This window comes from Microbacterium sp. W4I20 (assembly GCF_030816505.1).
GTDB lineage: Bacteria > Actinomycetota > Actinomycetes > Actinomycetales > Microbacteriaceae > Microbacterium.
In genome coordinates this window covers 1304362-1318633 of the sequence record NZ_JAUSYB010000001.1, presented here as the reverse complement: position 1 = coordinate 1318633, position 14272 = coordinate 1304362, and the positions used below count along the sequence as shown (strand labels likewise).

At 67.7% G+C, this 14272-nt stretch carries 10 protein-coding genes; 9 read left to right on the top strand and 1 reads right to left on the bottom strand.

Annotation, left to right across the window (positions count from 1 at the left end):
- The first annotated feature begins 52 nt into the window (after nucleotides 1-52).
- From QFZ21_RS06370 to QFZ21_RS06360, 3 genes are all read left to right on the top strand, one after another.
- Nucleotides 53-1168 carry a GuaB3 family IMP dehydrogenase-related protein gene (locus tag QFZ21_RS06370; RefSeq protein ID WP_307381246.1) on the top strand — a complete coding sequence of 372 codons (1116 nt, stop codon included), beginning with the start codon at nucleotides 53-55 and terminating at the stop codon, nucleotides 1166-1168.
- Between the two features lie 58 nt (nucleotides 1169-1226).
- Complete coding sequence (locus QFZ21_RS06365; protein ID WP_307381242.1) at nucleotides 1227-1985, top strand: SURF1 family protein; 759 nt, start codon at nucleotides 1227-1229, stop codon at nucleotides 1983-1985.
- A 240-nt stretch (nucleotides 1986-2225) separates the two neighbouring features.
- Nucleotides 2226-6851, top strand: a complete 4626-nt coding sequence (locus QFZ21_RS06360) for an ExeM/NucH family extracellular endonuclease (protein WP_307375607.1) — start codon at nucleotides 2226-2228, stop codon at nucleotides 6849-6851.
- An 82-nt stretch (nucleotides 6852-6933) separates the two neighbouring features.
- Here the strand turns inward: QFZ21_RS06360 and QFZ21_RS06355 are convergent, their stop codons facing one another.
- Nucleotides 6934-7737 (bottom strand): DeoR/GlpR family DNA-binding transcription regulator, encoded by an 804-nt coding sequence (locus QFZ21_RS06355; RefSeq protein ID WP_307375605.1) that lies wholly within the window; start codon nucleotides 7735-7737, stop codon nucleotides 6934-6936.
- Nucleotides 7738-7967: 230 nt separating this feature from the next.
- On the opposite strand from QFZ21_RS06355, the gene QFZ21_RS06350 reads away from it, so the two are divergent.
- From QFZ21_RS06350 to QFZ21_RS06325, 6 genes are all read left to right on the top strand, one after another.
- On the top strand, nucleotides 7968-9263 hold the full coding sequence (locus tag QFZ21_RS06350) for a sugar ABC transporter substrate-binding protein (protein WP_307375603.1): 1296 nt from the start codon (nucleotides 7968-7970) through the stop codon (nucleotides 9261-9263).
- An 80-nt stretch (nucleotides 9264-9343) separates the two neighbouring features.
- On the top strand, nucleotides 9344-10267 hold the full coding sequence (locus QFZ21_RS06345) for a carbohydrate ABC transporter permease (RefSeq protein WP_307375601.1): 924 nt from the start codon (nucleotides 9344-9346) through the stop codon (nucleotides 10265-10267).
- A 2-nt stretch (nucleotides 10268-10269) separates the two neighbouring features.
- The gene (locus QFZ21_RS06340) at nucleotides 10270-11115 is read left to right on the top strand and encodes a carbohydrate ABC transporter permease (protein ID WP_307375599.1); all 846 of its coding nucleotides are present in this window, start codon (nucleotides 10270-10272) and stop codon (nucleotides 11113-11115) included.
- A gap of 46 nt (nucleotides 11116-11161) precedes the next feature.
- A complete protein-coding gene (locus QFZ21_RS06335) occupies nucleotides 11162-12025 on the top strand; it encodes a ketose-bisphosphate aldolase (protein WP_307375596.1) in 864 nt (287 codons plus the stop codon).
- Nucleotides 12026-12059: 34 nt separating this feature from the next.
- Nucleotides 12060-13268, top strand: a complete 1209-nt coding sequence (locus tag QFZ21_RS06330; RefSeq protein ID WP_307375595.1) for an ADP-dependent glucokinase/phosphofructokinase — start codon at nucleotides 12060-12062, stop codon at nucleotides 13266-13268.
- Entirely contained in the window at nucleotides 13265-14266 is a 1002-nt protein-coding gene (locus QFZ21_RS06325) for a class I mannose-6-phosphate isomerase (RefSeq protein WP_307375593.1), read from the top strand. Before QFZ21_RS06330 ends, QFZ21_RS06325 begins: the two co-directional genes overlap by 4 nt.
- Nucleotides 14267-14272 lie beyond the last annotated feature (6 nt).

Here is a 14272-nt window from a genome sequence, read left to right as displayed (position 1 = left end):
GACGGCTCCGCAACGGTCTTCACCGAGCGCCGGGTAGGCTGGTCGGGTGACCATGGAGATCGAGCTCGGCCGAGGAAAGCGCGCACGCCGCGCGTACACGTTCGACGACATCGCGGTGGTGCCGTCACGGCGCACGCGCAACCCCGAGGATGTCTCGACCGCATGGACGATCGACGCCTTCGGCTTCGACATCCCCGTGCTGGGGGCGCCGATGGACTCGGTCGTGAGCCCGCAGACGGCGATCATGCTCGGACAGCTGGGCGGTCTCGGCGTGCTCGACCTCGAAGGCGTGTGGACGCGCTATGAAGACCCGGAGCCGCTGCTGGCGGAGATCGCGGGACTCGACGACGCCGAGGCGACGGTCCGCATGCAGCAGCTCTATGCCGAGCCGATCAAGCCCGAGCTGATCACCCGCCGCCTCGCCGAGATCCGTGACGCCGGCGTGACGGTGGCCGGATCCCTCACCCCGCAGCGCACGCAGGAGCACTACGACACCGTCGCCGCTGCCGGCGTCGACCTGTTCGTGATTCGCGGCACCACGGTGTCGGCCGAGCACGTCTCCAGCGTGGCGGAGCCCCTGAACCTCAAGAAGTTCATCTACGACCTCGACGTCCCCGTCATCGTGGGCGGTGCGGCCACCTACACTGCCGCGCTGCACCTCATGCGCACCGGCGCTGCTGGAGTCCTCGTCGGGTTCGGCGGGGGAGCGGCGTCGACGACCCGTGCGACGCTCGGCATCCACGCGCCCATGGCGACCGCGGTCTCCGACGTCGCGGCTGCGCGTCGCGACTACCTCGACGAGTCCGGCGGCCGCTACGTGCACGTGATCGCCGATGGCGGCGTCGGCACGTCCGGTGACATCGTCAAGGCGCTCGCGATGGGGGCGGACGCCGTCATGCTCGGGGTCGCGCTCGCCCGCGCCACCGACGCCCCGGGTCGCGGCTTCCACTGGGGACCCGAGGCGGTCCACCCGAAGCTGCCGCGCGGCCACCGTGTCGAGGTGGGCGGCATCGGCACGCTCGAGGAGATCCTGTACGGTCCCGCACCCGTCGCCGACGGCACTGCCAACCTCATCGGCGCGCTGCGCAAGTCGATGGCGACCACCGGCTACTCCGACCTCAAGGAGTTCCAGCGGGTCGAGGTCGTGCTCGCACCGTACGAGGCCTGAGGCTCCGCGCCGCACCGTGTCGATTCCCGCGCAGTTCCCGCCGACCCTCCGTGAGGTCATGCTCCGGGGACGGTGGATCGGGATGCTGCTGCTGTGCCTCGTCGTCGCCGGGGTCTTCGCGTGGCTGGGGCAGTGGCAGCTGGAGCGGGCGATCGAGACCGATCCGCCGGAGCCGGGCGCGACCGAGCAGGTGCAGCCGCTGACCGACGTCGTGGCGCCGGGGGAGTACCTCCCGGAGCCGCTGGTCGGTCAGCGTGTCGAGACGTCCGGAACCTGGGTCGCCGGGGACTTCGTGGTCGTCTCCAGCAGATTCAACGACGACGTCGAAGGGTACTGGGTCACCGGGCAACTGCGTGTGGCGGATCGCACCTCCATCGCGGTCGCGATCGGCTGGGCCCCCGACCGCGAGACGGCGGATGCAGCCGTCGCAGAGCTCGACGCGCAGGCCGACGGCGCCGAGGTCGTGATCAGCGGTCGCATCATCTCCGACGAGGGGCCGGGCGTCCCGCCGCGCAGCGAGCCCGAGCGGCTGGACCGCATGTCGACCGCGGCGCTCCTCAGCCGCTGGCACGACACCGAGAAGCTCGATGTCTACCGCCCGTACCTGGCGTCCATCGCCGCCACCGCCGGGCTGGCCGACATCTCGTCTCCTGCCCCCGACGAGCAGTCGCCGGTCAACTGGCTGAACATCTTCTACGCGGTCGAGTGGGCGATCTTCGCCGGCTTCGCTTTCTATCTCTGGTACCGCCTCGCGAAGGATGCCTGGGAGCGCGAGGTCGAGGAGTTCGAAGACGCACGCGCCGCGGAAACGGCCTGATCACACGCGCATCTGCGCGGAACCGGGTGCGCACCTGCGCGCCGAGATGCCGGTATATGGACCTTCGTCGGGGGTCGCTGCGGCCATCCGGTGAGCGATCGGTGTCCAATCGGGAAACTCCATTGAGGATGTCCGAACCGCTTCGTATGCTCGCAACATGTGTGCGGGCTGGGAGACCCCGGTGCGCGCCGTGACAGATTCATGAGAGATGTCGCACGACCGACCGAGGAGACAGCACCGATGATGTCCGCTCCAGACGACGGGAACCGCATGGCTCCCGTCTCGCACCGTAGAAACAGGGGGCGCGTCGGCGCTCTCGCCGTGACCTGTGTGGCAGCCCTGGGCTTCGGCTCGCTGACCGCCGTGCCCGCGTTCGCCGATCCCGCAGGAGACGGGGTGGTGATCAACGAGGCGTACCTCTCCGGAGGAAGCGCCGGAGCGGCCTTCAAGAACAAGTTCGTCGAGCTGTACAACCCGACCTCGGCTCCCATCACCCTCGACGGCATGTCGCTCCAGTACCGCTCGGCGACCGGCACCGGCGCCGCGAACGGCGTGGCACCGCTCACCGGTGTCATCCCCGCCGGCGGCCACTACCTCGTGCAGGGCAACAGCAACGGCGCGAACGGCGCCGAGCTGCCCGCCGCCGATGCCGTCAGCACCCTGACGCCGAGCGGCACCAACGGCACGCTCGCTCTCGTCGACGGCACCGCCGCGGTCACCCTCACGCCCGGCTCGGTCGCGGGCGTCGACGGCGTGATCGACCTGCTGGGCTACGGCACCTCGAACACCTTCGAGACGTCTGCGGCGACTCCGCCGACCGGCAACACCGACGTCAAGTCGCTGAACCGCACCGACGGCATCGACACCGACGACAACCGCGCGGACTTCACGCTGTCGGCGACCATCACCCCGCAGAACTCGGGTGGGACCGACCCGGGTCCTGTCACGGACCCCACGCCCGCGACGATCGCCGAGGTGCAGGGCACGACCGACGTGTCGCCGCTCAACGGCGAGACCGTGCAGGTCGAGGGTGTCGTCACCGCCGACTACCGCACCGGCGGCTACAAGGGCATCGTCGTCCAGGCGCAGGGCTCGGGCGGGGCAGCGGATGCCACGCCCGGAGCATCCGACGGCGTGTTCGTCTTCCTGAACGCGCTCGCACCGTCGCTCCAGATCGGCGACCTCGTCTCGGTGACCGGCACGGTCAGCGAGTACTTCGGTCAGACGCAGATCAACCCGGGCACCGTGGCCGACGTCGAGGTGCTCGCGGCAGGAGCGGGTGTTCCCGCGGTCACGCCGCTCGCAGACACGGTCGTCGGCGCCGCCCGCGAGCAGTACGAGAACATGTACGTCGCGCCCGAAGGCACCTACCGTCTCGCCTCCAGCCACCAGCTCTTCAACTTCGGCACGCTGTGGCTGAACGCCGGGGCAGAGCTCAACGTCAAGAGCACCGAGACCACGCGTCCGGGAGAAGCCGCCGCGGCGATCGCTGCGGCGAACCGGGCGAACCGGGTGCTGCTCGACGACGGCTGGTCCATCCAGGTCACCAACAGCGGTCACCCCGGCGACCAGCCGTACTTCACGGAGGACGCGGTCGTTCGCAACGGCGACACCGTCGACTTCGGCGACAACGGATATGTGCTGCAGTGGGGCTTCGACGACTGGCGGCTGCAGCCGACCGTTCCGATCGACGACTCCTCGTCGGCAGACCTCAAGGTCGGCTTCGAGGCGACCAACCCGCGCACCGAATCGGCCCCCGAGGTCGGCGGCGACGCCCAGGTCGCGTCGTTCAACGTCTACAACTACTTCACGACGCTGAAGTCCGAGAACTCGGATGCGCGCGGTGCGGCGAACGCCGCGCAGTTCGCCATCCAGAAGTCCAAGATCGTCGCGGCGATCAATGGGCTGGATGCCGAGATCGTCTCGCTCATGGAGATCGAGAACTCGGTCAAGCTGGGCAAGCCCGTCGACTCGGCTCTCAAGGACCTCGTCGCCGGGCTGAATGCGGATGCCGGCAGCGAGGTGTGGGACTACGTGCCCACGCCCGCGGCGCTGAACAGTGCCGCCACGACCGACTACATCACCAACGCGATCATCTACAAGAAGGATGCCGTCTCCCCGGTGGGCGACAGCGCGACCGTCACGGATGAGACCGTCTGGGGCAACGCCCGTGAGCCGATCGCCCAGGCGTTCGACATCGACGGACGCGTGGTCACCGTGGTCGCGAACCACTTCAAGTCGAAGTCGCCGCCGGACGGCGCTGGCGCGGAGCCGGCCGACGGTCAGGGCTTCTTCAACGCCGACCGCGTGAAGCAGGCGAACTCCCTGCTGGCCTTCACCGCCGAGCTCGAGGAGACCGCCGGCAGTGGCGACATGCTGCTGATCGGCGACTTCAACGCCTACGGCAAGGAAGACCCGATCGACGTGTTCACCTCGAAGGGGTGGAGCGACCTGGTCGCCGACAAGGCGGCGGGTCAGTACACCTACACGTTCGATGGCGAACTGGGCTCGCTCGACCACGTGATCGCGTCGCCGTCGCTGGCCGCGTCCATCACGGGCGCGGGCGTGTGGGGCATCAACTCGCCGGAGTGGAGCGACCGCGGCTACGCGTACGGCGCCACCGAGGAGGGAACCCCCTACCGCTCCAGCGACCACGACCCGATCATCGTCGGCGTCTCCTCGGAGATCCCGCCGGTGAGCATCGACGTCGTCACGATGAACGACTTCCACGGCCGCATCGAGGCAGATGGGGCTGCGGCGGGTGCCGCGGTCGTCGCCGGCGCGGTGCAGCAGTTCCGTGAGGAGAACCCGAACACGATCTTCGCCGGCGTCGGCGACCTGATCGGCGCCTCGACGTTCACCTCGTTCATCAACGACGACAACCCGACGATCGACGCGCTGAACGCCGCCGGTCTCGACGTCAGCGCCGCGGGCAACCACGAGTTCGATCAGGGCTGGGAAGACCTGCGCGACCGGGTGCAGGAGCGCGCTGACTGGGAGTACATCTCGTCGAACGTGTTCGTCACCGAGACCGGAGAGCCCGCGCTCGCACCGGCCTGGGTGAAGGAGCTCGACGGCGTCAAGGTCGGATTCGTCGGTGCCGTCACCGAAGACCTCGACTCGCTCGTCTCGCCCGAGGGCATCAAGGACCTCGAGGTCCGCAGCATCGTCGACTCCGTGAACGCGGTGGCCGACGACCTGCGCGACGGCGACGCGGCCAACGGCGAGGCGGATGTCGTCATCCTCCTCGTGCACGAGGGCGCGGAGAGCGTCGATGTGGCCAGCATCACTCCGGAGTCCCCGCTCGGCGAGATCGTCTACGGCGTGGACGACGACGTGAACGCGATCGTCTCGGCACACACGCACCTCGCGTACAACCACGTCATCGACGGGCGCCCGGTGATCTCCGCCGGACAGTACGGCGAGAACCTCGGCCTGATGAACATCCAGGTCGACGCGAAGTCGAAGGACCTGATCTCGATCACCAACGAGATCAAGCCCCTCACCGCTGCGGGCAAGCCGCTCTACCCGGCCGTCCCCGCAGTGGCCGACATCGTGGCCAAGGCGAAGGCCGAGGCCGACGTGCTGGGCGCCGTGAAGGTGGGCGACATCGCGGCCGACTTCAACCGCGCGCGTCAGAGCGACGGCAAGACGGAGAACCGCGGTGGCGAGTCCACCATCGGCAACTTCGTCGCCGACGTGCAGAAGTGGTCGACGGGCGCCGACATCGCGCTGATGAACCCGGGCGGGCTGCGGGCGAACCTCACCTACGCCTCGAGTGGAGCATCCGACCCCGACGGCAACGTCACCTATCGCGAGGCGGCGACGGTCCAGCCGTTCGCCAACACGCTGGTGACGCTGACCCTGACGGGTGCGCAGCTGAAGGGCGTGCTCGAGGAGCAGTGGCAGCCGGCGGGATCCGCGCGGCCGTTCCTGAAGCTCGGCGTCTCCGAGGGGCTGGTCTACACCTACGACCCCACGGCGGCACAGGGTTCGCGCATCACCTCGATCACCCTCAACGGCACGGCCATCGATCCTGCGGCGAACTACAACGTCGCGGCGAACTCGTTCCTCGCGGCGGGTGGAGACAACTTCTTCACCTTCAAGGAGGGGGCGGGCAAGCGCGACACCGGCAAGATCGACCTGCAGTCCATGGTCGACTGGTTCGACGAGAACAAGACCGCGAACCCTGACTACGCGCAGCGCGCGGTCGGTGTCGCGGTCAGCCCGGCCGATGCCGACGGCTACAGCGCCGGCGACCAGGTGACGGTGTCGCTCTCGTCCCTCGCGTTCAGCGCGGGCGAGCCGGCTCCGGGTGAGGTGTCTCTCTCGCTGGGCGACACGCAGCTCGCCGCCGGTGCGATCGATCCGTCCGTCGTCGACACGACGGACGAGGTCGGACGCGCGAGCCTCACGTTCACGGTGCCCTCCGGCGTCTTCGGGGAGCAGTCGCTCACCGTCGCCGTCGCCGGGACGGGGACGACGGTTCAGGTGCCCTTCACGATCGCCGGTGAGGGAGAGTTCGCCGGCACGATCGACCTCGGCTCCTCGAAGGTGACGGCGGGCAAGAAGCTCGCCATCACCGGTGAGGGCTACCAGCCCGGTGAGACGGTGACGGTGGAGCTGCGGCCGAAGAAGGGCCAGCCGGTCGAGGTCGGAACGGTCCAGGTCGGCGACGACGGCTCCTTCAGCACCAAAGTCACGGTGCCGAAGAAGACGCAGCCGGGCAAATACACGGTCGCGGTGTCGCAGGCCGACGGTGACGAGGCCACGGCCACGGTGACCGTCAACCGCGCCGGCGGCATCGGCGGCATCATCGGCGACATCCTGGACTGGCTCTGGGACCTCCTGAACGGGTGGTGGTGATCCCACTCGCCGGATGACATGACGAAGGCCGTCGGGAGAGATCCCGGCGGCCTTCGTCGTGCGGACGCAGGTGGCCGCCGGATCAGGGAATGAGCACCTGCACGTCGGCCTGCGCGAGGGCGGCGGCGATCAGCGGGGGCGGGGGAGCATCCGTGATCAGGTAGTCCGCGCGGTCGAGCCGGCCGATCTGCGCGAAGAAGCGCCGACCGATCTTGGTGGAGTCCGCGAGGATCGCGGTGCGCTCGGCGCGCTGGATCATCTCGGACATCATCGCGGCATCTCCGAGGTTCGATGTCGAGTACCCGGCCTCGTCGATCGCTCCGACGGCGATGAGCGCCAGATCGCAGCGGATGTCGACCTCCGGTCCTCCCGGCGTCATCGTGAAGGTGACCGGTCCCGTGGTCGCCTGCGTGATCGAGCGCACCGCACCGCCGAACACGTAGAGGTCGCGGAAGACCGACGGCGAGAGTTCGCCGGGTATCCGCAGGTTGTTCGTGGCGATGGTCAGGTCGTGATGGTTCCGCAGCGCTCGCGCGACCGCGAGGGTCGTGGTGCCGGCGTTGAGCATGATGACGGAGCCGTCCTCCACCAGTCCGGCGGCGATCCGGGCGATGCGCTCCTTCTCCTCGGTCTGCACGCGCATGCGCACGTCGAGCGCGCGATCCTTCAGCGGGCCACTGGCGGAACTCACCGCGCCGCCGTGCGTGCGTACGAGCACGCCCTCGCGATCGAGTTGGTCGAGGTCGCGGCGGATCGTGTCGATGGACACTCCGAAATGTTCGGCGAGGTCGCTGACGGTGACTTGTCCCGTCTGCTCGACGTAGCTGGCGAGATCGGCTTTCCTGCCCGCAGGGAGGCGGCGCCGTGCCGTTCCGGAAGCATCCATGACCTTATCTTTAGCACATTCGCTGCACAAACACGGCATAGTCCCGCAGAAAACAGCAGATCGCCGAGGCCCGCCGTTTCGGCTTTTCCGGCAGGCCTGATAGAGGAGTAGAGCAGATGTGGGCCGAAATACTGCTTGACGAAACCGCAGATGTCGGCATAACATGGCTCAAAACCGCATGAACAAGCATTGAAGCGCGTCATGCGGCACGATCTCGAAGAGGAGAAGTGATGAGCACAGTGGGACGAGGGCGCAGGCGCACCCGGAACATCATCGGTGCCGCGACCGCGGCGGTGAGCATCCTCGCCGTGGCAGGCTGCGCACCCGCCACGGGCGGCGACGGCGGCGACGGCGGAGATGCGACGATCGAGTTCGCCCAGTGGTGGGAGCCGGAGCTGCCGGATGGCGAGTTCCGCGCGCTCATCGACCAGTTCGAGGACGACAACCCCGGCATCACTGTGAAGCTGGTGAGCGGGCCGTACGCGTCGACCAAGGAGCAGCTCTTCGCCGGCGCCGCATCCGGCACCATGCCCGACGTCGTCGGTCTCGACGGCGCGTGGGTCAACGACTTCGCATCGCAGGGCGTCATCGCGGACCTGACCGCGCTGATGAAGGAGAACGACTACGACGACAGCGAGCTGGCCAGCCAGATCCAGGTCGACGGCAGCACCTACATGATCCCCGTCGTGAACTTCGTCTACCCGATGTTCACGAACGACGACCTCCTGTCGCAGGCGGGCATCGACGCCCCTCCCTCCACCCGCTCGGAGTTCGCGGATGCCGCGGCGAAGGTCACCGCCCTCGGCGGAGACGTGTCCGGCTGGGTCCTGCCGCTGTCGCTCGAGACGCCGAACGGCGTGCAGAACGACGTCATGTCATGGGCCTGGGCGTCCGGCGGCACAATGCTCGATGACGGCAAGCCCGACCTCACGAACGACGACGTCACCTCGGCCGTCGACTACATCGGCGACCTGTGGGACGACGGCGTCATCGCCTCCGGTTCCTTCACGATGAAGGAGCAGGACAAGGTCGAGGAGTTCACCAACGGCCGCGCCGGCATGATGATCGACTCGCTCGCGCACATCAACCTGATCCGCGAGACCAACCCCGACTTGAAGTTCTCGATCTCGGCGATCCCGGCCGAGGACGGGTACGAGGGCGAACGAGGCATTCCCTACGCCTCGTGGGGGATCGGCGTGGCCGAGAACTCCGAGCACAAGGAAGCGGCCTTCAAGCTGGTCTCCTTCCTGATGAGCGAGCAGACCAACTCCGAGCTGTCGACCATGGCCAAGGCCTTCCCCGGCAACTCGAAGTCGGTGCCGGACTTCGTGGCCGACGACGAGCTGTTCAAGAAGGCGTTCGAGATCTACCAGGCGGGCTACCCGGCGAACGAGTTCACCGGACTGCCGGTCGCGGAGGAGCTCATGCGCCAGCTCGGCGAGCAGCTGCAATCCGCCTTCGACGGGCAGCAGTCGATCGACGACGCGCTCAAGAAGGCGCAGGAGGCCTGGGTGGCGGAGTTCTGACCCTCCGCCCTCCCACCTGAACGGGGTGCCGCATCGCGGATGCGATGCGGCACCCGACCAACCAAGGAGCACCGGTTCCCATGAGCCTCAGAACGATCGACGACACCGAGGTGATCGTCACCGGAGCGCCGCTGTCGCGCAGGCGCCGCCAGCTGCGCAAGACCACGGAGTCCTACGCCTTCCTCTCGCCGACGCTCATCCTGCTGCTCGTGCTGATGATCGTGCCGATCGTCATGGTGATCGGCTACTCGTTCCAGGACAATGTCATCCTGAACAAGTCGCCCGAGTTCGTCGGCATCGCGAACTTCGTCGAGATCCTGGGTGATCCGGGGTTCTGGAAGGCCACCGGCAACACCCTCGTCTTCACGATCGGCAGTGTGATCGCGCACCTGATCCTGGGGCTCGGGTTCGCCATGATGCTCAACAGCACACTGCTCCACGGCGCCGCCCGCGCGGTCTTCCGCGCCCTCTACGTTCTTCCGTGGCTGTTCACCGTGGCCGTGATCGCCGTCCTCTGGCGCATGCTGCTCGCCCCGAACGGAGTCATCAACTTCCTGCTCAACACCGACATCGAGTGGCTGGCCTCGCCGCAGCTCGCGCTCGGCACGATCACGTTCATCAACATCTGGGCCGGATACCCGTTCTTCATGGTCAGCCTGCTCGCCGGACTCCAGGGCATTCCCCACGAGCTGAACGAGGCGGCGACCGTCGACGGTGCGAGCGCCCTGCAGCGCTTCTGGAACGTCACCATCCCGCAGCTGCGTCCGATCATCGTGAGCCTCGTGCTGCTCGACCTCATCTGGACCTCGCAGCAGTTCGCCCTCATCTGGATGACCACCGGCGGCGGACCCATCGACGTCACCGAGGTGCTCAGCACCTTCACCTACAAGCTGGCTTTCGCCAAGTACGACTTCTCGCTCGCCGCGACCTCTGCGGTGCTCGTGCTGCTGATGTCGATGATCCTGGCCGTGTTCTACGTCCGTCACCAGAAAGCGAGGGACTGACCATGGCTCTCACCGTCAAGGGCAAGCGCCGGGTCGCGACGACCGGCCTGACCATCGGCCTCCTCATCGGCGCGGTCTTCGCCGCGGGGCCGGTGCTGTGGATGCTGTCCAGCTCCTTCAAGTCCAACACGCAGATCTTCGAGCTGCCGCCGCGGCTGGTCACGGACACGTTCTCGTTCGACGCCTACATCGCGATCTTCACCAACCCCGAGACGATGCGGTTCTTCTTGAACAGCTACATCGTGGCCGGCGCGGTGACCGTGCTGACGCTGATCGTGGCGATCCAGGCGGCGTACGCGTTCAGCCGGTTCGAGTTCCGCGGCAAGCGCGTGCTCAACGTGGTGATCGTGAGCGTGCAGGCCGTCCCGCCCATCACGCTGCTGATCCCGTACTTCGGGCTCATGGTCGCCCTCGGGCTGTACAACTCCTACGCCGGGCTCATCCTCACCTACATGGTGTTCACGCTGCCCTACGCGATCATCATGATGACCGGGTATTTCAACACTCTGCCGAAGGAGCTCGACGAGGCCGTGCGGGTCGACGGCGCCGGCTCCATGACCGCGCTGTGGCGCATCCTCGTGCCGATCTCCGTGCCCGGCATCGTCTCGGTCGGCATCTACACGTTCATGATCGCGTGGAACGAGTACCTGTTCGCGCTGACCCTGACCCGCACCATCGACATGCGCACCGTGCCGATCGGCATCCAGCTCCTCATGGGCCAGCACTCGTACGAGTGGAACCAGATCATGGCGATGAGCGTGCTCGGGTCGATCCCGGTGCTGATCCTCTTCCTCATCTTCCAGCGCTACTTCATCAGCGGGCTCACCGCCGGCTCCGTGAAGAGCTGACCATCGTCCGACCGGACCCTCGACCATCACGAAACAGGAGAAACACGTGCTCTACACCGGCAAATCCATCCTCGACGTCGCAAACGAGAACAACTTCGCGATCCCGGCGTTCAACATCAGCGATTGGGCGATGTTCACCGGCATCATCGACATCAGCGAGGAACTGAACGCTCCGGTCATCATCGCGATCCACCCCGACGAGGTCTCGCACATCACGACCGATCTGATCCCTGCGATGCACTCCCGTGCACACCGCGCCAGTGTGCCCGTCGCGATCCACTGGGACCACGGCGGCACGTACGAACAGATGATCACCGCGTTCCAGGCCGGTTTCACGTCGGTGATGATCGACGCGTCGCTGCTGCCGTTCGACGAGAACGTCGCGCTGACCCGCAAGGTCGTCGAGGCGGCGCACGCGGTGGGCATCCAGGTCGAGGGCGAGCTCGGCACCATCGGCGCCAACGACAGTTATGGTGAGTCGGGTGCCGCCGAGATCATCTACACGAACCCGGAAGACGCGGTGCGCTTCGTGAAGGAGACCGGCGTCGACAGCCTCGCCATCGCGATCGGGACCTCGCACGGTCTGTACCCGGCCGAGAAGAACCCCGAGCTGCGTCACGACCTGCTCGAGCAGATCAAGGCGGCCGTCGGCATCCCGCTCGTGCTGCACGGCGGATCGTCGAACCCGGATTCCGAGCTGCGGCGCGCTGTCGAGCTGGGTGTCAACAAGATCAACATCTCCAGCGACATCAAGGTCTCGTACCACAACCGCATGCGCGAGGTGCTCGGCACCGACGAGCGTCTGCGCGAGCCCAACGCGATCCAGCCCGAGCCGATCGCCGCCATGAAGGCCACGGCGGCTGAGAAGATCAAGCTGTTCGGCGCAGACGGCAAGGCCGGCCTGTACTGACGCAGACGACTCGACCAGGGAGGGCGCTCGACGGATGAGGGGCGATGAGGGCAGGAAGCTCGTGCTCGGGCTCGGCGGAACCGTCGACTACGAACTGCGGTGGGATGCCGCGGTGCTCGAGCGGCTGGCGACGGAGCATGCGGTGCGCCGGGACGAGCTCACGACCACTGAACCGGTCGTCGACGAGCGCTCCCTCCTGGTCACGGTCCTGGCCTTCGCCGCAGCCGGAACGGGTGCGGAGCGGTTCGTGGCCTCCTCCGACGTCGTCGAGCGCTTCTCGTCGCACTTCTCGTACGACGTGACGCTCGGCGGCACCGGCGTCAGGGCGGGGCTCGTCCTCGACAGCCTCGGCATCCCGAGCGTTCAGCATCTGGTGAGCATCGACGACAACGTGCGGCGGCTGCTGCCCTCCGCGATCACGATCGTGTCGTCCGCGACGGAGGACACCCTGGATCCGCACCTGATCGTGCAGTACCCGGCCGGGGCGCGCATCCGGCTCGTCGACGGCGAGATCGTCTCGCCCGGCGCCAACCGGCTCATCTTCGCGAATGATCCGCCGAACCGTGCGATGGCGATCTCGGAGGATTTGTCGGATGCTCTCGCCGAAGCATCCGCCTTCCTCGTCTCCGGATTCAACACCATGCAGGATCACGATCTGCTCGTGCAGAGGCTGGATCAGCTCCGCGCGGCGATGAGCGAGCTCCCGGACCGCGCCCTCGTCTACTACGAGGATGCGGGTTTCTACACCCGCTCCTTCGCCGCCACGGTGCGAAGCCGACTGCTGCGGCACATCGATGTCTACGGCATGAACGAGGACGAGCTGCAGGAGTATCTCGGCCGGGCCGTGGATCTGCTGGACCCTGCCGCGGTGATCGCTGCGCTCCACGAGATCCGCGAGATCATCCCGGTTCCCGCCCTGGTCGTGCACACCCGTTATTGGGCGGTGGCGATCGGTCCGGAGGCTGCTCGGCATCGCGAGGCGCTGGAGAGTGCGGTGCGCGTGTCCGCGACCCGCTATCGCCTCGGCGATGGCTTCTCGGCCGCGGATGCCGCGGAGACAGCGACCCTCCGTCTGCACGAGGAGGGCATGGCGCTCGTCGATGCGATCGAGGCGGCGATTCCGGATGCCGTGGGCGTCGCCGCCTTCTCGCTCGAGGTCGCGACCCCCACCACGATCGGCCTCGGCGACACGTTCGTCGGGGGATTCCTCGCTGCCCATGCTCACGAGGGTGCGCACGCATGAATCCGATCGTCCTCCCGTCCAACCGCCCGGCGGAGCGCTTCTACCGCGGTGGCGCGCGCATCTCCGCGTTCCGTGGGGAAGGGGAGTCCGCGCCCCGTGAGCCGGAGGACTGGCTCGGCTCCACCACGACGATCCGAGGCGAGGAGACCCTCGGTCTGACCACGCTGCCCGACGGGCGCCTGCTCCGCGACGCTATCCGGGCGGAACCGGTCGCCTGGCTGGGGGAGGCCCACGCGCAGCGCTGGGGTGCGGACGCCCGCCTGCTGGTGAAGCTTCTCGATGCCGGTCAGCGTCTTCCCGTTCACGCCCACCCGCATGACGATTTCGCGGCCTCGCATCTCGGGCGGGCGCACGGCAAGGCCGAGGCCTGGTACATCCTCGAGGGCGGCACAGTGCACGTCGGGCTGCGCGAGGACATCACGGCCGAGGCTCTCGGAGCGCTGGTCTCCCGTCAGGATGTCGACGCGCTCCTGGGTCTGCTGCACGAGATCGAGGTGCGCCCCGGCGACGTGGTCTGGGTGCCGCCGGGCGAGCTCCATGCCATCGGCGCGGGCGTTCTGCTGCTGGAGCTGCAGCAGCCCGAAGATCTCTCGATCCTCCTCGAATGGGAAGGATTCGCGATCGACGGCCCGCGGGAGGGCCACCTCGGACTCGGTTTCGACCTCGCCCTCACGGCCGTGAACCGCACCGCGCGGAGCATCGCCGAGAGGGGAGCCCTCGTCCATGCGGCTCCGGCTTCGGGCTCGGTTTTCCCTCGCGATGCGAATACCTACTTCCGTCTCGAGCGGATGCCGGTGCACGGCGCGGCGGTGCTCTCTCCCGGCTTCGCGATCATCGTCGTGGCTGCTGGTGCGGTCGACCTCGCCGGGCAGGCGCTCGCCGCGGGAGCGACGGTGCTGGTGCCGGCAGTGGCCGGTCGCCTCGAGGTCAGCGGCGATGGCGAGCTGCTGGTCGCCCGCCCTCCGGCACCTGAATCGACGTCTGCGCACCCCGGCTAGACTGGA

Bases quoted from the DNA above. Each gene is read 5' to 3' on its own strand.
- QFZ21_RS06355 (WP_307375605.1), bottom strand. From the start codon at position 7,737: ATGGATGCTTCCGGAACGGCACGGCGCCGCCTCCCTGCGGGCAGGAAA.
- QFZ21_RS06340 (WP_307375599.1), top strand. From the start codon at position 10,270: ATGGCTCTCACCGTCAAGGGCAAGCGCCGGGTCGCGACGACCGGCCTG.
- QFZ21_RS06365 (WP_307381242.1), top strand. From the start codon at position 1,227: ATGCTCCGGGGACGGTGGATCGGGATGCTGCTGCTGTGCCTCGTCGTC.
- QFZ21_RS06350 (WP_307375603.1), top strand. From the start codon at position 7,968: ATGAGCACAGTGGGACGAGGGCGCAGGCGCACCCGGAACATCATCGGT.
- QFZ21_RS06325 (WP_307375593.1), top strand. From the start codon at position 13,265: ATGAATCCGATCGTCCTCCCGTCCAACCGCCCGGCGGAGCGCTTCTAC.
- QFZ21_RS06345 (WP_307375601.1), top strand. From the start codon at position 9,344: ATGAGCCTCAGAACGATCGACGACACCGAGGTGATCGTCACCGGAGCG.
- QFZ21_RS06360 (WP_307375607.1), top strand. From the start codon at position 2,226: ATGATGTCCGCTCCAGACGACGGGAACCGCATGGCTCCCGTCTCGCAC.
- QFZ21_RS06330 (WP_307375595.1), top strand. From the start codon at position 12,060: ATGAGGGGCGATGAGGGCAGGAAGCTCGTGCTCGGGCTCGGCGGAACC.
- QFZ21_RS06370 (WP_307381246.1), top strand. From the start codon at position 53: ATGGAGATCGAGCTCGGCCGAGGAAAGCGCGCACGCCGCGCGTACACG.